Genomic DNA, 20,736 nt, shown 5'->3' on the forward strand with positions numbered 1-20,736 from the left:
CCCCGCGTGCCCCCGCCGACAGGACCGCCGCTCGTCCCCGCGCTCGCGGCCGGACCTCGCGTGCCCCCGCCGCCCGGACCCGCGCCCGTCCCGGCACTCGCCCCCTTTCCACCAGTTCCACCAGCCCCCGCCCGCTCCAGCAACCGCCCCGCCGCCGAAGTCGCCGGAGTCAGGACGTCCGCCGAGCGCAGTCGCATCAGCAGGGCGAGGCAGTGGCCCGTGGCCCCCCACGGCACCGTGCACAGCGCCGTCGCCCCCGGCACCGTACGGACCGAAGGGGCGTCGTCCGGGTCGGCCGAGGGCCAGGGGGCCACGCACACCACCGTGTGGAGCGTGTCGGCGCGGGGGCCGAGGGCCGTGCGGAGTTCGGCGACCGCCATGTCGCGCTGCCAGCCGGGCTCGGCGGTGAGGACCGCCCGCAGTTCCCGGGTCAGGTCCGCCCCGTGCTGCGCCTCGTCCGCGAGCAGCGCGCCGATGCGGGACGTCACCTCCATGGCCCCCGCCAGCTGCCGCTCGGTGGGGCCGGGGTCGTAGTCGAGCAGCCAGACGTAACCGAGGACGACGCCCCGATGGCGTACGGGGAGACAGATCCGCCCCCGGTACACCCCCGCCTCCGGGGAGGGCGGGATGCGGACCGGGCCCGTCGCCCGTGTGATGCCGAAGCCCTCGAACCACGTGCGGACCGCCGCCGTCGAGCGGCGGGTGAGGATCGAGCGGGTCCGGACAGGGTCCAGCGCCGACGCGTCGAGCTCGCCCTCGCTGTCGTACGCGCCGAAGGCGATCAGCTCGAAGTCCCGGTTTTCCAGTGTCGCCGGTGCGTCGAGCAGCTCCGAGATCTCGTCGACCAGGTCCTGGTAGTCGCCCCGATGGGATTCGCTGTTGCTCATACTCGCCTCGAGATCTCCGCGCGGGTTCACCGGCCCCGCCTGTTGTCCTGCTGGGGGTCCGGGGTCGTCCCCCGGAGTGGCGCAGCATCGGACGTCACTTGGGCATTCTCCCGCATTTTCGTGCGCCCTTCATACATCTGTCTGAGATCTGCGGCACGGATGCGTGACAGCTGTCGATGGCCGACGATCGGAGGGATCCTTAGGTTTCACGGTGGTTCTCCGTGCCGTACCCGAAGCGCCACACGCACGGGTTACGGCCCACTTCGGCCTGTGGAGGTGCCCCGTGCTGGGTCCCGTGATTCTCGCCGCGTCGCGCAGCGACCGGATCCGACGCCTGATCTCGGCGGCGCCGGTGACCAAGCAGGTCGTGGACCGCTTCATCCCCGGCGAGACCGTCGAAGACATCGTGCCGATCATCCAGGACCTGACCGCCAAGGGCCTGGAGCTGACGATGGACGTCGTCGGCGAGGACATCACCACGCCCGCGCAGGCCGCCGCCGCCCGGGACGCCTACCTGGAGCTCGTCGACCGGCTCGAGCCGCTGAAGCTGGGGGCCAGGGCCGAGATGTCCGTCAAGCTGTCCATGTTCGGACAGGCCCTGGAGGACGGCCACGAGCTGGCGTTCAAGAACGTCCGCCCGGTCGTCGAGGCCGCCGCCGCCATCGGTACGACGGTCACCCTCGACGCGGAGGACCACACCACCCTCGACTCGATGTTCGCCATCCACGAGGAGCTGCGGAAGGACTTCCCGGAGACCGGCTGCGTCATCCAGTCCTACCTCTTCCGCACCGAGGCCGACGCCCGCCGCCTCGCCGCGAGCGGCAGCCGCGTACGGTTGGTGAAGGGGGCGTACAAGGAGCCCGCCGAGGTCGCCCACCAGCACAAACACGAGATCGACAAGGCGTACGTCCGGATCCTGAAGATCCTTATGGACGGCGAGGGGTACCCGATGATCGGGTCCCACGACCCGCGCCTCATCTCCATCGCCCAGGAACTCGCGCACCGCGCCGGGCGCAAGCTGGACGAGTACGAGTTCCAGATGCTGTACGGGATCAGGAGCGACGAGCACCTGCGGCTGGCCGCCGAGGGCCACCGCATGCGCGTGTACACCGCCTTCGGCACCGACTGGTACGGCTACTTCATGCGGCGTCTTGCGGAGAAGCCCGCCAACCTGCGGTTCTTCGCACGGAGCATGATCACAAAGGGCTGAGCCCGCACACCGCTCGAGAACACCCGCTCAGTTAAGGAGTTACGGAACCCATGGACGCTGTGACCCAGGTCCCCACCCCCGTCAACGAGCCGGTGCACGGCTACGCCCCCGGCTCGCCCGAGCGCGCCCGGCTGGAGGCCAAGCTCAAGGAACTGGCCGAGAACCCGATCGACCTGCCCTGCACAATCGGCGGCCAGAAGCGGTTGGGCGGCGGCGAGCGCTTCGACGTCGTACAGCCGCACAACCACAAGGCCCGTCTCGGCACCTACGGCAACGCCACCCAGCAGGACGCGCAGGACGCGATCAACGCGGCCCTCGCCGTCGCGGCGGCCTGGCGTGCGATGTCCTTCGACGACCGCGCCGCGATCTTCCTGCGTGCCGCGGACCTGCTGGCCGGCCCGTGGCGCGAGACGCTCGCCGCCTCCACCATGCTGGGCCAGTCCAAGACGGCTCAGCAGGCCGAGATCGACACCCCCTGCGAGCTGATCGACTTCTGGCGCTTCAACGTCAAGTACGCCCGTGACCTGCTCGCCGAGCAGCCCCCGGCCAACTCCCCGGGTGTCTGGAACCGCCTCGACCACCGCCCGCTGGAGGGCTTCGTCTACGCGATCACGCCGTTCAACTTCACGGCCATCGCGGGCAACCTGCCGACGGCTCCGGCCCTGATGGGCAACGTGGTGGTGTGGAAGCCGAGCCCGACCCAGACCCACGCCGCCGTCCTCCTCATGCAGCTGCTGGAGGAGGCCGGCCTGCCCAAGGGCGTCATCAACCTGCTGACCGGTGACGGCATCGAGGTCTCCAAGGTCGCCCTGGAGCACCGTGACCTCGCCGGCATCCACTTCACCGGCTCGACCAAGACCTTCCAGTACCTGTGGAAGACGGTCGGCAACAACATCGAGAAGTACCGCACGTACCCGCGGATGGTCGGCGAGACCGGCGGCAAGGACTTCGTCGTCGCCCACCCGAGCGCCGACCGCGCGGTGCTGAAGACGGCGCTGACCCGGGGTGCCTTCGAATACCAGGGCCAGAAGTGCTCGGCGACCTCCCGGGCGTACATCCCGGCGTCGATCTGGAACTCCGGCTTCAAGGAGGAGTTCGCGGCCGAGGTCGACGGCATCGCGATGGGCGACGTCACCGACCTGTCGAACTTCATCGGCGCCGTCATCGACGAGCGCGCCTTCGCCAAGAACAAGGCGGCGATCGACCGCGCGAAGTCCGACCCGTCCTGCACGGTCGTCGCGGGCGGCAGCTACGACGACTCGGTCGGCTACTTCGTCCGCCCGACCGTCGTCGAGTGCGACGACCCGGCCAACGAGGTCTTCACCACCGAGTACTTCGGCCCGTTCCTCGCCGTGCACGTCTACGAGGACGACCAGTACGAGGAGATGCTGACCCAGATGGAGTCGGTGACCGACTACGCGCTCACCGGGTCGGTCATCGCGGGCGACCGCTCGGCGGCGGCGCGCACGATGCACAAGCTGCGCTACGCGGCCGGCAACTTCTACATCAACGACAAGTCGACCGGCGCCGTCGTCGGCCAGCAGCCCTTCGGCGGCGGCCGCGCGTCCGGCACCAACGACAAGGCCGGCGCCCCGCAGAACCTGATGCGCTGGACGCTGACCCGCTCCATCAAGGAGACGCTGGTCCCGCCGACCGACTACACGTACCCGCACATGGGCTGACGATCCGCGGGAGCGCAGGAGGGGCCGGGCGATCGCCCGGCCCCTCGCCTTTTCGGGAGCGGGCAGACTCTCCAGCCGCTACTCGGCGATCTCCGTCCGCTCCCACCACTCGTACACGGGTAGCTTGCCCTCAGGGGTGTCCGCGTCGCGCTGGGTCGGCCTGAAGTGCTCGTAACCACCTCGGAGCTTGATCTTCACGTCCGCTCCAGGGGGCGGAGACGGGACGATCCGTTCGGGGAGATCTTCCGGGCCGCCCTCGAGAAGTGCTTTGGCCTTGTCGCTCATGACCTCACGGTTCCCTTTAACCGGAACCCGATGTCGCAGGCCGGGCGGAGGATCAGTCGGGTGGGCGAGTCGCCGCTCTTCGCCTGAGTGAAACCGCAGGTCAGCGTGGTGTGAGCCACTGCACTGTCTCAGATAGTAGGAAGTCCGAGTAATTGTGGAGACAGGCGCGCGGTCCTCGCTTAGCTTTGTAGAAGCCGAACGTCTCGCTCGACCAAGCGAATGGCGGTCGTGAGCCGGGCCCCGTGCAGGCAATCCCTGCGGCACCGCTCCCCGCCCCATCCGGCGTCTCGCAACCCTTTCCGATCTTCCCGGAATCTCCACTGCCGGAATCTCGAAGGAGTCGATTTCCCATGGCCGAGACGACCGTCCGCCGTCGAGTCCGTCACCTCTCCCGTTCGAGCGAGTCCGACCGCAAGAACGCCGCCGCCGCGCTCCAGCGCGCCCTCGACCGCCGGGACAACGGCGGCGAGACCGGCCACTGAGCAGCGGCGATAAGCCAGCAGGGACCCTTTGGCCGGGAGCCGCACCCGCACGAGGTGCGGTGCGGAACCTCAGGCTCCGCGCCGCACCTCGAAATGGTCGATGCGCTCGCCGCCCGACGCGAGCGCCGACACCTTCAGCTTCGGGGCCGACCCGCCCTCCGCCTCCACCGAGAGGAAGGAGAAGCCCCGGTAGCGCACCCGTGACCACTGAACGGTCTCCTTCCTGGACTGCTGCGACTTCGTCCACTGGAAGGTCTCGACGGACTCCCGGTCGGTGACGTGCCCCTCGTAACTCTCCCTCACGCCCGAGGGAAAGCCGTAGAGGTCCTTGCCGCCGCCGCCCGCCGTGACGTACACGATCCCGTCCCGGGTCGGGTCGGTCGACGCGCCGATCGGGACCGGCCTGCCGACCTCGCCGTTCTTGATGGCGTCGGTGCGCTCGTAGACGTGGTTGTGGCCGTTGATCACCAGGTCCACCTGGTGCCGGGCGAACAGCGGCAGCCACTGAGCGCGCACGCCCCCGTCGGAGGCGTGTGTGGAGGTCGAGTAGGCGCAGTGGTGGAAGAAGACGACGACGAAGTCGACCGAGGCGTCTGCCCGCAGCTCACCCAGCTTCCGGTCGAGCCACGCCGTCTGCTTCCCCTCCGTGTAGCCGAAGTTGGCGGGGATCTCGTACGAGACGTCGTTCGCGTCCAGCGCGACGAAGCCGACGTTGCCGTAGGTGAACGCGTACACGCCCGGTGCCGTGCGCGGGTCGAAGCCGTTGTCCGGGAGGGACCAGCGGGCCCGTTGGCCGCCGTAGCCCTCCGGCGAGTACCAGGCCTCCATGTCGTGGTTGCCGGTCGTCACCATCCACGGGACCGACCTCGTCACCGGCTCGTTCTGCTTGAGGAACAGGTCCCAGAAGGCGGGGTCGTAGCCGTCCGACTTCTCGCCCCGGCCCTTGACGTTGGCGTAGCAGATGTCCCCCGCGTGGAGGTGGAAGGCCGGGTCCCGGCGCAGCAGGACGTGGTCGTTGGCGGCCGCAGCCCGGCTCACCCCCTGGTCGCCGAAGGCGGTGAACACGAACCGCTCCGGTGCCGCCGGTGCCGTACGGAACGAGCCGATCGTCGACCGCCGTTCCGGCGAGGCCGGGTCGAAGCCGTCGTGGCCGACGCCGTAGTAGTACGTCGTGCCCGGCCGCAGACCGTCCAGCGCCGCGTGCAGGTAGTACTGATCGAGCGCCGGCCGGACCCCCGTCACCCCCGGCGTGTGCAGGTCGCGCACCTCGGCCTCGATCTTCCGGCTCAGGTCGTCGGGCCGCAGACCCACACGGACGTACGGCCCCCGCACCGCGAGCGGCACCTGCCAGGAGATCCGCATCTGCGTCTTCGGGTCGGCGCCGAAGGCGAGATGGCGGCCGAAGGGGGCGACGACGGAACCGTGCACCCGGGACGCGGACGGCGAAGCGGCAGGTGAGCTCGTGGTCGTACTCGGCGATCCGCCGCCCGAACAGCCCGTCAGCAGCCCGCCCGCCACCGCGCCCGCCGTCACCAGCGTGCGGCGCCGGGACATCCTCGTGCGCAGGTACTCGTACTGCTCGGCCATGCTCATCCGGCGCGCGAGCTGATGCGGAATGCCGCAGTCGGGGGTCTCCATGCGGGTGAAGTTCCCAGCGAAGCCCAACACCCGCCATACGTACGGGTGAATGCGAGGTGACGGCTGACGCAGTCCCCCGAGTGGGTGTCCGTAGCGCCGTCCGTATCGCGGACGCCGCGTGTCATCCCATGGGACAAGGAGTACGGTGCCGACATGTCTCGCAGCATCAATCTCGCAGTGATCCCCGGTGACGGCATCGGCCAGGAGGTCGTGGCCGAAGGCCTGAAGGTCCTCTCCGCCGTCCTTCCGCAGGATGTGAAGCTGGAGACCAAGGACTACGACTTCGGCGCCCAGCGTTACCACGCCACGGGTGAGACCCTCACCGACGCCGACCTCGACGCCCTCAAGAAGCACGACGCCATCCTGCTCGGCGCGATCGGCGACCCGAGCGTCCCCTCCGGCGTCCTGGAGCGCGGCTTCCTCCTCAAGCTCCGCTTCGCCTTCGACCACCACGTCAACCTGCGTCCCTCGAAGCTGCTTCCGGGTGTCGCCACCCCGCTGGCCGGCGAGCCGCAGATCGACTTCGTCGTCGTCCGCGAGGGCACCGAGGGCCCGTACACCGGCAACGGCGGCACCATCCGCAAGGGCACCGAGCACGAGGTCGCCACCGAGGTCTCCGTCAACACGGCCTTCGGTGTGGAGCGCGTGGTCCGCGACGCCTTCGCCCGCGCCCAGGCCCGCCCGCGCAAGAAGCTGGCGCTGATCCACAAGAACAACGTGCTGACCTTCGCGGGTCACCTGTGGACGAACATCTTCAACAAGGTGGCCGCGGAGTTCCCCGAGGTCACCACCGAGTACATGCACGTGGACGCGGCGACCATCTACCTGGTCACGCAGCCCGAGCGCTTCGACGTGATCGTCACCGACAACCTCTTCGGCGACATCATCACCGACCTCGCCGCGGCCGTCTCCGGCGGCATCGGCGTCGCCGCGAGCGGGAACATCAACCCCTCCGGCGAGTTCCCCTCGATGTTCGAGCCCGTGCACGGCTCGGCCCCGGACATCGCCGGCCAGGGCAAGGCCGACCCCACCGCCACGGTCCTGTCCGTCGCCCTCCTCCTGCGCCACCTCGGCTACGACACCGAGGCCACCCGCATCGAGGACGCCGTCTCCGCCGACCTCGCGGAGCGCACCGGCAAGCCCGCCCGCTCCACCGCGGAAATCGGCGACGCGCTCGCCGTACGAGTAGCCGGCTGACCCCGCCGCCCCACTCGATCTCCTCCGCGAGATTCTTGTCGAAGCCGCCGGGTCGCATCCGCACCCGGCGGCTTCCCCATGTCCCCGCCGGGTGCCACCATCGATCCCTGGGTCGCCTTCACCCCGATTCCTTCCACCGACGCCCCCGCGCGATAATCGGACGCGGAGCCGCGGATTGAGGGAATGCTCGGACGTCCTAGCACTGGCCACCGGCCGTACGGGCGTGAGCGCGGCCCGTCACTCAACAACCGGTGAAGGACACCCACTCATGACGACGCCCACGATCGAGCTCAAGCCCTCCGCCAGCCCGCTCTCCGCCGCCGAGCGCGAGGCGATACTGGCCAACCCCGGGTTCGGCCGCCACTTCACCGACCACATGGTGACGATCAAGTGGACCGAGGGCCGCGGCTGGCACGAGGCGCAGCTCGTCCCGTACGGGCCGATCTCCCTCGACCCCTCCACCCACGTCCTCCACTACGGCCAGGAGATCTTCGAGGGCCTCAAGGCCTACCGCCAGGCCGACGGCTCGGTCGCCATCTTCCGCCCCGAGGCCAACGCCCGCCGCTTCCGGGGCTCCGCCCGCCGCATGGCCATGGCGGAGCTGCCCGAGGAGCTGTTCATCGCCGCCCTCGACGCGCTGCTCGCCCAGGACGCCGACTGGGTCCCGCCGCACGGCGGCGAGGAGTCCCTCTACCTGCGCCCGTTCATGTTCGCCACGGAGGCCGCGCTCGGCGTGCACCCGGCGAACGAGTACCTGTTCATGCTGATCGCCTCGCCCTCCGGCGCGTACTTCGCCGGCGGCGTCAAGCCGGTCACCATCTGGGTCTCCGAGGACTACGTCCGTGCCGTCCCCGGCGGCACCGGGGACGCCAAGACCGGCGGCAACTACGCGGCTTCGCTGCTGCCGCAGGCCGAGGCCGCCAAGAACGGCTGCGACCAGGTCGTCTACCTCGACGCGGTGACCCGCACCAAGGTCGAGGAAAGCGGCAGCATGAACATCGCCTTCGTCTACGGCGACCGGATCGTCACCCCCGCCCTCACCGGCTCGATCCTGGAGGGCATCACCCGTGACTCCCTCCTCCAGGTCGCCCGCGACCTCGGTTACACCGCCGAGGAGGGCGTCGTCACCCTCCAGCAGTGGCGCGAGGACGCCGCCTCCGGCGCCCTGACCGAGGTCTTCGCCTGCGGCACGGCGGCCGTGGTCACACCGATCGGCCACGCCAAGACGAAGGACGCCGCCTGGACCCACGGCGACGGCACTCCCGGCCCGGTCACCCTGCGCCTGCGCGAGGCGCTGCTCGGCATCCAGCGGGGCGTCACGGAGGACAAACACGGCTGGATGCACAAGCTGGGTTAGTTCACGGCTGGTTCCCGACCGCACCGCCGCTCAGGGCCGCCCCGGACTCCGTGTCCGCGGCGGCCCTGTCGCGTACGAGCGACGGGGCGCAAGTTTTCGGCCACGTACCGGAGTTCCTCGACGAGACCTCCTCGCGGACGCTTGAGCCGGTGCCCGGGTTGTACTCAATTCGGGGGATTGACCCCGTGGTGGGTGATGCGTTTGCCTCAAAGGGAGCCCTCGGCGCGGGGCCGGGGGGCATGCGTCAACGGGGAAACAGGGGGAATCGTGCTCAGAACCATGCGTGGGGTGTCCGTCGCGGTGCTCGCGGGGGTGATGGTCGCGCTGTCGGCGGCGTCGGCGGCGTCGGCAACGTCGGCGGCGTCGGCGCCGAGGCCGGAGACCGAGCGGGTCACGCTGTCGGCGACGGGAGAGCAGGGCAACGACGACGCGTACGGACCGGAGTTCAGCGCCGACGGCCGGTTCGCGGTGTTCACGGCGAACGCGTCCAACCTGGTGCCCGGCGACACCAACGGGCACTCGGACGTCATCGTGCGCGACCTGCGCAAGGGGACCGTCGAGCGGGTCAGCGTCGGTTCGGGCGGCGCACAGGCCGACATGCCGTCGTCCGCGCAGGCCATCAGCGCCGACGGACGGTACGTCCTGTTCCGCTCCAACGCCAGGAACCTGGTCCACTGGGACAACCCGCCCACCAACGAGGCGGCCGATGACATCTACCTGCACGACCGGCGCACCGGCACCACCCAGCGGATCAGCGTCGGCTTCGACGGCGGTTCCGCCTTCGCGGCCGGCGCCCACATGTCGGCGAACGCCCGCTACGTCGCCTTCAACGCCAAGGCCGACCGGATGGAGAGCGGAGCGCGCGACCTCTTCGGAGCCGTATACGTCTTCGACCGCCGCACCGGCACCACCCAGCGGATCAGCAACCACAACCGCCCGGACAACCCCGCGTTGCTGCAGGGCCTGAGCGCCGACGGCCGCCACGTGGCGTACACGCAGCTCGTGCCGCGCAGCGGGAACGGCGTCACCTGGGTGCACGACCGCCGCACCGGCACCGAGGAACAGGTCAACGTCAAGCCGGACGGCACCCCCGCCCAGTACTACGCGCTGCCCGCCTCGCTCGCCGCGGACGGCCGCAGCATCGCCTTCCACTACCCGAACGGCGAACTGGTCCCGGGCGAGGCCCCCGGGGAGGGCACCCACCTCTACGTCCGCGACCTGCGCACGGACGTCACCCGGCGCATCGACCCCGGCCCCGCCGGCGAGGACGGGGCCCGCCAGCCCCTGCTCAGCCCGGACGGCCGGTACCTGGCCTATCAGGCGGACCCGCGTCTGGCGGACGGGCGCCTCGGGCCGGCCAACGTCTACCTCCGCGACCTGCGCACCGGTAGCACCCGTCTGGTCAGCGAGTCCGTCGCCGGCGGACCCGTCACGGACGCCTCCGTGTCGGCCGTCTCGGTGAGCGCGGGTGCCGGGCGCATCGGCCTCGGCAGCGATTCCGCCCAGCTCGTCCCGGGCGACACCAACGGCCACTACGACGGCTTCGTGCGCCGCTTCCGCTGAGTCCCCGTACTCCACACGAGATACCACGAGTTCGCATTCTGAGACGGACGGTGAGCACGGGGGCGGATTGTGCCAGACTGCCCCCGTGCTCTCGTTCGCCACGATTATTGGCAGCAGGCGCGCCGGTCCGCAGTGACCGCCACGTACGACCAGGTACGGGCGGACACCGTCGTCCTCGACCCGCGCGCAGACCTCTCGCACCCGCGAGGGGTTTTTCGCTTTTTCTGGCCCACCCGCAGCCGGAGGCGAGAGCGCGAGGGACCATGTGGGGACGGTGGAGCCGGTCATTCCGGTAAAGACCGAGATCCGACACAGGAGCCTTCAGACCATGACCGAAACCAGCGAGCTCGACGATTCGTTCCACGTCTTCGACACCACCCTGCGCGACGGCGCCCAGCGCGAGGGCATCAACCTCACTGTCTCGGACAAGCTGGCCATCGCGCGGCACCTGGACGAGTTCGGCGTGGGCTTCATCGAGGGCGGCTGGCCGGGTGCCAACCCGCGCGACACCGAGTTCTTCGCCCGCGCGCAGCAGGAGATCGACTTCAAACACGCCCAACTGGTCGCCTTCGGCGCCACCCGCCGGGCGGGCGGTAAGGCGGCTCAGGACCCACAGGTCAAGGCGCTCCTGGACTCGGGTGCCCCGGTGGTCACCCTGGTCGCGAAGTCCCACGACCGTCACGTCGAGCTCGCCCTGCGCACCACGCTGGACGAGAACCTCGAGATGGTCCGCGACACGGTGTCCTTCCTGAAGGAGCAGGGCCGCCGCGTCTTCGTCGACTGCGAGCACTTCTTCGACGGCTACCGCGCGAACCCGGAGTACGCCAAGGCGGTCGTACGGACGGCGTCCGAGGCCGGCGCCGACGTCGTCATCCTCTGTGACACCAATGGCGGCATGCTCCCCGCCCAGATCCAGGCGGTCGTCGCCACGGTCCTCGCGGACACCGGCGCCCGGCTCGGCATCCACGCCCAGGACGACACGGGCTGCGCGGTGGCCAACACGCTGGCTGCGGTGGACGCGGGCGCGACCCACGTCCAGTGCACGGCCAACGGCTACGGCGAGCGGGTCGGCAACGCCAACCTGTTCCCGGTGGTGGCGGCGCTGGAGTTGAAGTACGGCAAGAAGGTGCTGCCCGAGGGCCGGCTCCGCGAGATGACCCGTATCTCGCACGCGATCGCCGAAGTCGTGAACCTCACCCCCTCCACCCACCAGCCCTACGTCGGCGTCTCGGCCTTCGCCCACAAGGCCGGCCTGCACGCCTCCGCCATCAAGGTCGACCCGGACCTGTACCAGCACATCGACCCCGAGCTGGTCGGCAACACCATGCGGATGCTGGTCTCCGACATGGCGGGCCGCGCCTCGGTCGAGCTCAAGGGCAAGGAACTCGGCATCGACCTGGGCGGCGACCGCGAGCTGATCGGCCGGGTGGTCGACCGGGTGAAGGAGCGGGAGCTCAAGGGCTACACGTACGAGGCGGCGGACGCCTCCTTCGAACTGCTCCTGCGCGCGGAGGTCGAGGGCAAGCCCCTGAAGTACTTCGGGGTCGAGTCCTGGCGCGCGATCGTCGAGGACCGCCCCGACGGCACCCACGCCAACGAGGCCACCGTCAAGCTCTGGGCCAAGAGCGAGCGCATCGTCGCCACGGCCGAGGGCAACGGACCGGTCAACGCGCTGGACCGAGCGCTTCGGGTGGCGCTGGAGAGGATCTACCCGCAGCTCGCCAAGCTGGACCTCGTCGACTACAAGGTCCGCATCCTGGAGGGCGTGCACGGCACGCAGTCCACGACGAGGGTCCTGATCTCGACGTCCGACGGGGCGGGGGAGTGGTCGACGGTCGGCGTCGCCGAGAACGTGATCGCGGCGTCGTGGCAGGCGCTTGAGGACGCGTACACGTATGGGCTGCTGCGGGCGGGGGTCGAGCCGGCGGAGTAGTCAACTTGGCGCCGCACACGTCATCTTGACGGCTTCCGGGACTGCCGGTGGAGTTGTGGGTCCAGCGCAGTGCGATTCCCGAGCCGCCCGGAGGGACGTTCATGCGAAGAACCGCCCTGCTCCTCTCCACCGCCTTACTGACCGGCTTACTGCCCCTGGCCTCCGCGGGATCCGCCGCGGGGGCCGTCGCAGCCGAGGACCCCGTCCCCGTCGACCGCTTCGAGGGCGAGGTCCCCTTCGCCAACCCACCCGCCGAAGGCATCTTCACCTGGGGCGGCGACAACGACGACCCGCCCGCCCTTCAGCTGACCGCCCGTGAGGACGCCCCCGAGGGCGCGAAGGTCCTCACCGGCACCTACGACATCAGCGGCTACGGCGGCTTCACCCACGGCTTCGCCGCCGCCGAGCCCGCCCACGACTGGTCCGCCCACAAGGGCATCCGCTTCTGGTGGGACGGCCAGGACAACGGCAAGAAGATCGCCTTCGAGATCAAGGACGGCGGCGCGGGCGGCGAGGCCTCCGAACTCTGGACGACCTCCTTCACCGACGACTTCACCGGCTGGAAGCAGGTGGAGATCCCCTTCGCCGACTTCACCTACCGCACCGACTACCAGCCCGTCGGCGGCATCGACCAGGTCCTTGGCCTCACCGAGATGTGGGGGTACGCCGTCACGCTCCCCGTCGGCGTCAAGGGCGAGTTCGCCATGGACGGCGTCGAGTTGTACGGCAAGGCCGACCAGTCGCTGCGCGCCTCCGTCACCACCGACGCGGCCGTGTACCCGGTCGACGAGGGCGGCACGGCGGCCGTGAAGGTCACCGTCGCCACCACGGGCTCCGCCCCGATCGACGAACCCGTGACCGTCACCTACGAGACGACCACGACCGGCACCGCCGACCCCGGCAAGGACTACACCCCGGCCGCCGGCACTCTCACCTTCCCCGCGGGCACCGCCTCCGGCACCTCTCGCACTCTCCGCCTCCCCACGCTCAAGGACAGGTCCGCCGAGTCCGCCGAGACGATCCCGCTGAAGCTCACGGTCACCGGCGCCAAGCCTCCGGCCGAGAACCCGCAGGTTGTCGTAGACGCGCACGGACTGCCGTATCTGGACAGCCGGTTGCCGGTGAAGAAGCGAGTGGCCGACCTCCTCTCCCGGATGTCCCTGGCGGAGAAGGCCGGCCAGATGACCCAGGCCGAGCGCGGTGCCGTCGTCACGGCTCCGGGGGACATCGCCGTGTACGATCTCGGCTCGCTGCTGTCCGGTGGCGGTTCCACTCCGACGCCCAACACCCCTGCGGCGTGGGCGAAGATGATCGACGCCTTCCAGCTCCGGGCGCAGGCGACGCGGTTCCAGATCCCGCTGATCTACGGCGTCGACGCGGTGCACGGCCACAACAACCTGGTCGGCGCCACGATCATGCCGCACAACATCGGGATCGGGGCCGCGAGGGATCCCCAACTCGCCTACGAAACCGGCGCGGTGACCGCCGCCGAGGTCCGTGCCACCGGCATCCCCTGGAACTTCGCCCCCTGCCTCTGCGTCACCCGCGACGACCGCTGGGGCCGCGCCTACGAGGCCTTCGGCGAGGACCCGGCCCTCGTGGACGCCATGGAGTCCGTCATCCAGGGCCTGCAGGGTGCCCCGGACGGACGGGACCTGAAGCGCCCCGACAAGGTCCTCGCCACCGCCAAGCACTTCGTCGGTGACGGCGGCACCGAGTACGGCTCCTCCACCACCGGCACGTACACCATCGACCAGGGCGTCACCAAGGTCACCCGGCAGCAGCTGGAGGCCGTCCACCTGGCGCCGTACGCGACCGCCGTCGACCGGGGCGTCGGCACGGTCATGCCCTCCTTCTCCTCGCTCGACATAGCGGGCGACGGCCAGGGCCCGGTGAAGATGCACGCCCGCGCCGACATGATCAACGGCGTTCTGAAGGGCCGTATGGACTTCGACGGCTTCGTCATCAGCGACTGGGCCGCCATCGACCAGCTTCCCGGCGACTACGCCTCCGACGTCCGTGCGTCGGTCAATGCGGGCCTCGACATGATCATGGTCCCGCACGCCTACAAGGACTTCCACGCCGCGCTCGTCGACGAGGTCGAGGCGGGCCGTGTCAGCGAGCGACGGATCGACGACGCCGTCGCGCGCATCCTCACGCAGAAGTTCCGGCTCGGGCTGTTCGAGAAGCCGTACGCCGACACCGGCGGCGCCTCCAAGATCGGCTCCGCCGGACACCGGGCCGTCGCCCGGCAGGCGGCCGCCGAGTCGCAGGTGCTGCTGAAGAACGCGGACGGTGTGCTGCCCCTGAAGAAGGGGCGGAAGGTCTACGTCGCCGGATCCAACGCCGACGACATCGGCAACCAGACCGGCGGCTGGACCGTCACCAGGCAGGGCTCCTCCGGCGACACCACCCCGGGCACGACCATCCTGGAGGGGATGCGCCGGGCGGGCGGTGACGTCACGTACTCGAAGGACGCGTCCGAGCCGCTCGGCGGTCACGACGTCGGGGTGGTCGTCGTCGGCGAGACCCCGTACGCCGAGGGCATGGGCGATGTCGGCAACGGTCATGACCTGGAACTGAGTGCCGCCGACAGGGCCGCCGTAGACAAGGTGTGCGCCGCGATGAAGTGCGCCGTGCTGATCGTCTCCGGGCGCCCCCAGCTCATCGGCGACCGGCTCGGTGACATCGACGCCCTCGTGGCGTCCTGGCTGCCGGGCACGGAGGGCGACGGGGTGGCCGACGTCCTGTACGGCAGGCGGCCCTTCACCGGGCAGCTCCCCGTGACCTGGCCCAAGTCCGAGGCGCAGCTGCCGATCAACGTCGGTGACACGGCGTACGACCCGCAGTACCCGTACGGCTGGGGTCTGACGACGTTGACCAAGGTGCCGGAGGGCGGCCGCGCGACGCTGAGGGCGCTCGGCATCGCGGCCGGAGCGGCGGAGCGGGCCGGTGCCGACGAGGCGGGGCGCGCGCTCGTCACCAAGGCGCGGCTGATCGTCCAGCAGAAGGTCGGCCAGGCCGTCACGGCGGTGGTCGCGGGGCCCTTCGCGGACGCGGACCACCTGCTGTTGACCGGACGGTACGGGAAGGCGGTGGAGAAGCTGACGGCGGCGTATCGGGCGGCTTGATCCACCGTTCTCGTGCTCCCGTTCTCGTGCTCCCGTTTCCCGCTCAGGTTTCAGGTTTTCGCGCTCGCCCGGATGAGCCTTTTTTGTTGGCTTTCGGGTAGCTTCGAAGTATGAAGGTCGCACGATCGACCCGGAGCTTTGCGGGACTGCTGACCGCGCTGGCGCTCGCCGTCCTGACGGCCCTGGCCGTCCTGATGGCGGGCGCCCCGCGTGCGGAGGCGGCCACCAGCGTCTCGACGATCGCGGAGGCCCTGCGCGAGGACCCCGTCTACGTCGATCCGGCCGCGTCCGACGAGATGTCTCAGTCCGAGGCCGACGCCCTGGCCAAGCAGATCGAGGATGCCGACAAGCCCCTCTTCGTCGCCGTCCTGCCCGACGACTATCCCAAGCAGGACCTGTTCACCGACCTGCGCACCGCCACCGGCGTGACCGGCCTGTACGCGATCCGCCTCGGCGACGACTTCGACGCCCGGGCCGACTCCGCGGTCCTGTCGCAGACCGCCGTGCAGAACCTGGTCGGCAGCGTCCGCGGCGAGGGCGACGCGGGGACCCAGCTCGACGACTTCACCGACCGGGCCCTGACCAACATGGGCGGCGCGGCCCCCTCCTCCTGGGACTCCTCCGACGGCGGAGGCGAGGTGTCGACCGCCGCGCTGATCACCGCCGGCGCGGTCCTGGTGGCGGGCGGCACGGGCGCGTACGCGATCGCCCGGCGCAACCGGCGCCGGCACGAGGAGGAGCAGCGGGCCGCGCTGGAGAAGCTGCGGGTCGTCGTCGACGAGGACATCACCGCCTTCGGCGAGGAACTGGACCGCCTCGACTTCCATCCCGGGGAACCGGGCGCGGACGACGCCATGCTGGCGGACTACGAGCGGGGACTGGACGAGTACGAGAAGGCGAAGAAGTTCATGGCTCAGGCCCGCAAGCCGGAGGACGTGCGGGCCGTCACCCAGTCCATCGATGACGGCCGCTTCTCGCTCGCCCGGCTGGCCGCCCGCCGCGAGGGCCGCCCGCTGCCCGAACGGCGCCCGCCCTGCTTCTTCGACCCCCGCCACGGCCCCTCGGTCGCCGACGCGACCTGGATGCCGCCGGGCGGCGAACCCCGCGAGGTCCCGGTCTGCGCGGCCGACCAGACCCGCCTGGCCGACGGCCGCGACCCGGTGATGCGCGAGGTCGACACCGAGCAGGGCCGCCGCCCGTACTGGGAGGCGGGACCGGCCTACGGCCCCTGGGCGGGCGGCTACTTCGGCGGCGGCATCCTGCCCGGCCTGCTCATCGGCACGATGCTCGGCAGCATGATGGCCAGCCCGGCCTACGCGGCCGACTACGGCTCCGGTTACGGCGACTTCGGCGCCGCCGGCTACGAGGGCGGCGACGTCTCCGGCGCGGACTTCCAGACCGACGACTTCACCGGCGGCTTCGGCGGCGGGGACTACGGGGGCGGCGGCTTCGGCGGTGGGGACTTCGGCGGCGGATTCTGAGCCTCGGGGCAGGCAGGCAGGCAGGGAACGGGCACGGGCCCGGCGCGCGGAACGGCGCGCCGGGCCCGTGGGACGTCGTACGACGTGCTGGAGTGCGCGCGGATCAGAGACCGGCCGCCGCCGAGGCGATCGCGGAGGCGAAGGTCGAGACCTCGGTGTAGACGCCGGGGGCGTCGGGGCGGGCGCAGCCGTCGCCCCAGCTGACTATGCCGACCTGGATCCAGGCGCCGGCGTTGTCCCTGCGGAACATCGGGCCGCCGGAGTCCCCCTGGCAGGTGTCGACGCCGCCCGCGTCGAAGCCGGCGCAGATCTCCTCGCCGGGGACGAGGCCGTTGTAGAGGCCGCCGTAGGCGCGGCAGGTGGCGTCACTGATGAACGGCACCGTGGCCTTGAGCAGGTACCGCTGCTGGGCACCGTTCTCGCGGGCCGCTCCCCAGCCGGCGACGGTGAAGTTGCCGGTGTTGTACTGCGTGTTGGTGGCGATCTTCAGTGTCGGCAGGTTGATCGGCTGGGCGAGCTTGATGAGCGCCCAGTCCTTGCCGGTGCCGTTGTAGCCGGGGGCCCGGTAGACGTACGTGGAGCGGACCTGGACGCGGCCGCTGGTGGACTGGAGGTCCACGACGCCGGCGGTGGCGGTGATGCTGGTGTTGGCGCCGGTGCCGCTGACGCAGTGCGCGGCGGTGAGCACGATCTGCTGGGTGTACAGCGCCCCGCCACAGCCCATGGAGAGCCGGACCATGAACGGGAACTCGCCCTGCGCGGCACGGGTTCCGCCGACGACGGGTGCGGGTGCGGCCGTCGCGGACGAGAGGGGCTGAAGACTGGCGATCGCGAGGGCGGCGGCGCCGGCGGCCGCGCATCTCTTGAGGGCCGTGAGGAGTCTCTTCAACGTGATGCCTTCCGTGGGGGGTTGACCTGGGGGCCGTGCATCGGAAACACAGAATTGACGTGCACATGCCAATAGCGGCAATAAAGAATTGCCTCTTTGCTGGCATGGGCAGGACAAAACTGCTGCTGGATTATGGGAATGCCGGAAGCGCTTGCACAAGGGGTGGGATTCGGCCAGCGCTGGCTGGTTGCCCTACGGTCGGGTCTTCCGGGACCGCACGCCCACCGGTCGCTCCGTTCACCAGCGCGCCGAGCAGCAGAACGACCAGCAGCCGAGGGCTGCGCAGCGACCGCAACTCGCCCCGCAGCGAGGGCCGTACCGACTCGGCGGCCCCGCCCGGCACCGACCGCGCGACCGCCACCACGGCGGGCACGGACACGACCGCCACCCCCAGAACGCCGGCCCCGGAGTTGCCCTAGCCGCGCCCCTGCCGGCACCCCCACGACTCACGCCAGCGTGACCCCGCCAGATCGGGACTGCCCTCCGTCACCGCCGCCGAGGTGAACGACGTCGCCCTGTGTCATGGCTGGATCAACGGTCAGCGCAAGGGCCTCGACGGCTCGTACTGCTTGCGGAGGATCACCCCGCGCAGGCCCGGCAGCCTCTGGTCGATGGTCAATGTGCCGAGGTGTGCGGAGGGTGGGGAAGCTGACGGCGGCCGGCCGTATGCGGCCCGCGGGCCTCGCGGAGGTGTGGGCCGCGGAGGCGGACGGCCGTTGGGAGGCGGCGTACGAGTCACAGCGGGAGGCCGCGGTCCCCGACGACCTCGCCGCCGCTCTGGATCAGAACCCTCGCGCCAGGGCAGCGTTCGAGAGCCTCGGCCGGACGGACCGGTACCTCACGATGCTCCCCCTCCTCCGCGCCCGCACCCCGGACGGCCGCGCGGCCCGACTGGCGGCGGCCGTCGCCAGGCTGACGCGGGGGTGACACCCCGCCCGCCGCGGACTCACGCGTTCTTGATCGCCGAGATGTCGAAGTTCAGCTTGACCTTGTCGGAGACCATGACCCCGCCCGTCTCCAGCGTCGCGTTCCACGTCAGGCCGAACTCGGAGCGCAGGATCTGCGCCTTGCCCTCGAAGCCCACGCGCTCGTTGCCGAAGGGGTCCTTCGCGGCGCCGTTGAACTCAAGGTCGATGGTGAGCGGCCTGGTGACGCCGAGGACGGTCAGGTCGCCGGTGATCCGGTAGTCGTCGCCGCCGAGGGACTCGGCCCGGGTGGAGCGGAAGGTCATGGTCGGGAACTCGTCCGTCTTGAAGAAGTCCGCGCTCTTGAGGTGACCGTCGCGGTCCGGGGACCCGGTGTCGATGCTCTCCATCTTGACGTCGATGGAGGCCGTGGACGCGGTCGGGTCGGAGCCGTCCAGATGCAGCGAGCCGCTGAAGTCGAGGAACTTGCCCTTGACGTTGGTGACCATGGCGTGGCGCACGACGAAGCCGAGCGAGGAGTGCGCGGGGTCGATCGTGTAGTCGCCGGTGAGTGCGGCGAGGTCGGGGTTCGTGCTCATGATCTGCTCCCGTCGAATGATGTTGAATCTTGAACTAGGCCAACGAAGCCGACCGTAGACCTATTCCATGCAGGTTTCAACATCATGGGCGCAGTGTGTCGGAACGGTCGGAGCGTTCTTGGCGTGCATCCGTGCGCAGGGCCGATTGGATCTCCGGCCGAGGTGGTACCCAGAGATCATGACCTCGGTCGCGGTCCTGGTCGAGCTGCTGCGCACGGACATGGCAGGCGGCCACGTCAAGTGCTGGGAGCGCTTCGCTGAGAGCGCCGCGCGACTCCCGGAAGCCGTACACGGCGGCGCGACCGGCCCGGACGGCCCGCGGCTGGATCTGACCGTCTACTTCCTCGGCGAGCGGGAACGGGTCGAGAACCTCTCGCCGAACGTACGGTTCGTCATGCTGCGGCCGGTGCTCAGCACGGGAGCCGCGCTGAGGTCGGCCGACGGCGCGGAGGACGTCTGCGACCTCGCCCCCCACCACCCACGACTGGCCGCGTTGCTCCCGCGGCACGACGTCTGGCACCTGACCCACAGCTTCGCCTACGCCGCCACCGCCGTCCGGCTCGCCCGGCGCGCGGCCCGCAAGGGCGCCCGGACGCCGCTGCTCGTGGGCTCCGTGCACACCGACGTGCCGTTGCTGGCCTCGGTCTACACCCGCTACCTGGCCGAACGATGGCTGCCCGGCACGCACCCGGCCGTGGACGATGTCCTGGCGGACCGGGCGGAGACCTGGCTGCGGCGACGGCGTGACCGGATGCTGGACAGCTGCGCACGGGTTCTCGTCCCCACCCCGGCGGGCCACGCGGAACTGGCCCCGGCACTCGGCCCCCACCGGGTCTCCCTCCTCCGCCGCGGCATCGACCACGAACGCTTTTGGCCCGACGACACGGCCCGGGCCCGGCTCGCCGCGGAGTACGGCGTACCGACCGACCGTCCGCTGGTGCTGTTCGCCGGCCGGCTGGACGCCACCAAAGGCGTGCCGTTGCTGGCGGAGAGCGTGCGCCGGGTGCGGCAGCGGGGGAGGGCGGTGCATCTCGTCATGGCCGGCTCCGGCGCGGAGGCGGGCGAGATCCGACGGTTGCTCGGCCCGGACGTCACCCTGCTCGGCCCGCTCCCACAGGACCGGCTGGCGCGGGTGTACGCGGGCTGCGACATCTTCGCCTTCCCGTCCCGTACGGAGACCTGCGGCAACGTCGTCGCCGAGGCGATGGCGAGCGGCCTGGCGGTCGTGCTGCCCGAGAACGCGCGCACCACACAGTGGCTGGCCGCGCCGGGCCAGGACGGCATCGTCGTACGACGCGACGACCCCCGGGACTGGTCGGACGCCCTGTGCACGCTGGTCGACCGACCGTGGCTGCTGGCGACGGTACGGCGACGGGCGACGACCACGGCCGGGCAGACCCACCCGTCCTGGGACCGGGTGCTGAGGGAGGACCTTCTGCCCGTGTGGCTACCCCGGGTCGCGTCGGGGCGCCGGAAGGTCGCACGGGTGGCGTGATG

General features: G+C 70.6%; 14 protein-coding genes and 2 pseudogenes. 11 read left to right on the plus strand and 5 right to left on the minus strand.

All coding sequences use genetic code 11. The annotated features are described in order from the left end of the window. Nucleotides 1-887, minus strand: a pseudogene (locus tag CLM62_RS30325) (PucR family transcriptional regulator); the annotation flags it as partial. Nucleotides 888-1,170: 283 nt separating this feature from the next. On the opposite strand from CLM62_RS30325, the gene CLM62_RS30330 reads away from it, so the two are divergent. Together CLM62_RS30330 and pruA are read left to right on the plus strand one after the other, a co-directional pair. Then, nucleotides 1,171-2,097, plus strand: a complete 927-nt coding sequence (locus CLM62_RS30330) for a proline dehydrogenase family protein (RefSeq protein ID WP_095753098.1) — start codon at nt 1,171-1,173, stop codon at nt 2,095-2,097. Between the two features lie 50 nt (nt 2,098-2,147). Then, on the plus strand, nt 2,148-3,779 hold the full coding sequence (gene pruA, locus CLM62_RS30335; RefSeq protein ID WP_095753099.1) for an L-glutamate gamma-semialdehyde dehydrogenase: 1,632 nt from the start codon (nt 2,148-2,150) through the stop codon (nt 3,777-3,779). Between the two features lie 78 nt (nt 3,780-3,857). Here the strand turns inward: pruA and CLM62_RS30340 are convergent, their stop codons facing one another. Then, nucleotides 3,858-4,064 carry a DUF5988 family protein gene (locus CLM62_RS30340; RefSeq protein ID WP_095753100.1) on the minus strand — a complete coding sequence of 69 codons (207 nt, stop codon included), beginning with the start codon at nt 4,062-4,064 and terminating at the stop codon, nt 3,858-3,860. A gap of 350 nt (nt 4,065-4,414) precedes the next feature. On the opposite strand from CLM62_RS30340, the gene CLM62_RS52040 reads away from it, so the two are divergent. Continuing rightward, a complete protein-coding gene (locus tag CLM62_RS52040; RefSeq protein ID WP_095753101.1) occupies nt 4,415-4,546 on the plus strand; it encodes a hypothetical protein in 132 nt (43 codons plus the stop codon). Nucleotides 4,547-4,615: 69 nt separating this feature from the next. On the opposite strand, the gene CLM62_RS30350 is transcribed toward CLM62_RS52040, so the two are convergent. Then, nucleotides 4,616-6,184, minus strand: coding sequence for a metallophosphoesterase family protein (locus tag CLM62_RS30350; protein WP_095753102.1), 1,569 nt, complete (start codon nt 6,182-6,184; stop codon nt 4,616-4,618). A 153-nt stretch (nt 6,185-6,337) separates the two neighbouring features. Between CLM62_RS30350 and CLM62_RS30355 the strand changes: the two genes are divergently transcribed. The 6 genes from CLM62_RS30355 to CLM62_RS30380 all read left to right on the plus strand — a co-directional run bounded on the left by CLM62_RS30355 (nt 6,338) and on the right by CLM62_RS30380 (nt 16,846). Then, nucleotides 6,338-7,381 (plus strand): 3-isopropylmalate dehydrogenase, encoded by a 1,044-nt coding sequence (locus CLM62_RS30355; protein ID WP_095753103.1) that lies wholly within the window; start codon nt 6,338-6,340, stop codon nt 7,379-7,381. Nucleotides 7,382-7,649: 268 nt separating this feature from the next. Beyond that, nucleotides 7,650-8,738, plus strand: coding sequence for a branched-chain amino acid aminotransferase (locus tag CLM62_RS30360; RefSeq protein WP_095753104.1), 1,089 nt, complete (start codon nt 7,650-7,652; stop codon nt 8,736-8,738). Between the two features lie 267 nt (nt 8,739-9,005). Beyond that, on the plus strand, nt 9,006-10,301 hold the full coding sequence (locus CLM62_RS30365) for a PD40 domain-containing protein (RefSeq protein ID WP_143659175.1): 1,296 nt from the start codon (nt 9,006-9,008) through the stop codon (nt 10,299-10,301). A 328-nt stretch (nt 10,302-10,629) separates the two neighbouring features. Then, complete coding sequence (gene cimA / locus CLM62_RS30370) at nt 10,630-12,234, plus strand: citramalate synthase (RefSeq protein ID WP_095753106.1); 1,605 nt, start codon at nt 10,630-10,632, stop codon at nt 12,232-12,234. A 101-nt stretch (nt 12,235-12,335) separates the two neighbouring features. Then, a complete protein-coding gene (locus CLM62_RS30375; protein WP_095753107.1) occupies nt 12,336-15,365 on the plus strand; it encodes a glycoside hydrolase family 3 N-terminal domain-containing protein in 3,030 nt (1,009 codons plus the stop codon). Nucleotides 15,366-15,475: 110 nt separating this feature from the next. Continuing rightward, a complete protein-coding gene (locus CLM62_RS30380) occupies nt 15,476-16,846 on the plus strand; it encodes a hypothetical protein (protein WP_095753108.1) in 1,371 nt (456 codons plus the stop codon). 103 nt (nt 16,847-16,949) lie between these two features. On the opposite strand, the gene CLM62_RS30385 is transcribed toward CLM62_RS30380, so the two are convergent. Then, a complete protein-coding gene (locus tag CLM62_RS30385; RefSeq protein ID WP_095753109.1) occupies nt 16,950-17,735 on the minus strand; it encodes a trypsin-like serine protease in 786 nt (261 codons plus the stop codon). A gap of 470 nt (nt 17,736-18,205) precedes the next feature. On the opposite strand from CLM62_RS30385, the pseudogene CLM62_RS30395 reads away from it, so the two are divergent. Further along, a pseudogene (locus CLM62_RS30395) lies at nt 18,206-18,662 on the plus strand (YdeI family protein); the annotation flags it as partial. 19 nt (nt 18,663-18,681) lie between these two features. Here the strand turns inward: CLM62_RS30395 and CLM62_RS30400 are convergent. Further along, complete coding sequence (locus CLM62_RS30400; protein ID WP_095753110.1) at nt 18,682-19,239, minus strand: YceI family protein; 558 nt, start codon at nt 19,237-19,239, stop codon at nt 18,682-18,684. Nucleotides 19,240-19,417: 178 nt separating this feature from the next. Here CLM62_RS30400 and CLM62_RS30405 point away from each other — a divergent pair, with 178 nt between their 5' ends. After that, nucleotides 19,418-20,734 (plus strand): glycosyltransferase, encoded by a 1,317-nt coding sequence (locus tag CLM62_RS30405; protein ID WP_095753111.1) that lies wholly within the window; start codon nt 19,418-19,420, stop codon nt 20,732-20,734. Nucleotides 20,735-20,736: the final 2 nt, after the last annotated feature.

It is taken from the genome of Streptomyces sp. SA15 (genome assembly GCF_002291145.1).
Lineage (GTDB): Bacteria > Actinomycetota > Actinomycetes > Streptomycetales > Streptomycetaceae > Streptomyces.

What these genes read in the sequence shown, in the direction of transcription:
- pruA (WP_095753099.1), top strand. Translation starts at nt 2,148, where the DNA reads ATGGACGCTGTGACCCAGGTCCCCACCCCCGTCAACGAGCCGGTGCAC.
- CLM62_RS30340 (WP_095753100.1), bottom strand. Translation starts at nt 4,064, where the DNA reads ATGAGCGACAAGGCCAAAGCACTTCTCGAGGGCGGCCCGGAAGATCTC.
- CLM62_RS52040 (WP_095753101.1), top strand. Translation starts at nt 4,415, where the DNA reads ATGGCCGAGACGACCGTCCGCCGTCGAGTCCGTCACCTCTCCCGTTCG.
- CLM62_RS30350 (WP_095753102.1), bottom strand. Translation starts at nt 6,184, where the DNA reads ATGGAGACCCCCGACTGCGGCATTCCGCATCAGCTCGCGCGCCGGATG.
- CLM62_RS30355 (WP_095753103.1), top strand. Translation starts at nt 6,338, where the DNA reads ATGTCTCGCAGCATCAATCTCGCAGTGATCCCCGGTGACGGCATCGGC.
- CLM62_RS30360 (WP_095753104.1), top strand. Translation starts at nt 7,650, where the DNA reads ATGACGACGCCCACGATCGAGCTCAAGCCCTCCGCCAGCCCGCTCTCC.
- cimA (WP_095753106.1), top strand. Translation starts at nt 10,630, where the DNA reads ATGACCGAAACCAGCGAGCTCGACGATTCGTTCCACGTCTTCGACACC.
- CLM62_RS30375 (WP_095753107.1), top strand. Translation starts at nt 12,336, where the DNA reads ATGCGAAGAACCGCCCTGCTCCTCTCCACCGCCTTACTGACCGGCTTA.
- CLM62_RS30380 (WP_095753108.1), top strand. Translation starts at nt 15,476, where the DNA reads ATGAAGGTCGCACGATCGACCCGGAGCTTTGCGGGACTGCTGACCGCG.
- CLM62_RS30400 (WP_095753110.1), bottom strand. Translation starts at nt 19,239, where the DNA reads ATGAGCACGAACCCCGACCTCGCCGCACTCACCGGCGACTACACGATC.
- CLM62_RS30405 (WP_095753111.1), top strand. Translation starts at nt 19,418, where the DNA reads ATGACCTCGGTCGCGGTCCTGGTCGAGCTGCTGCGCACGGACATGGCA.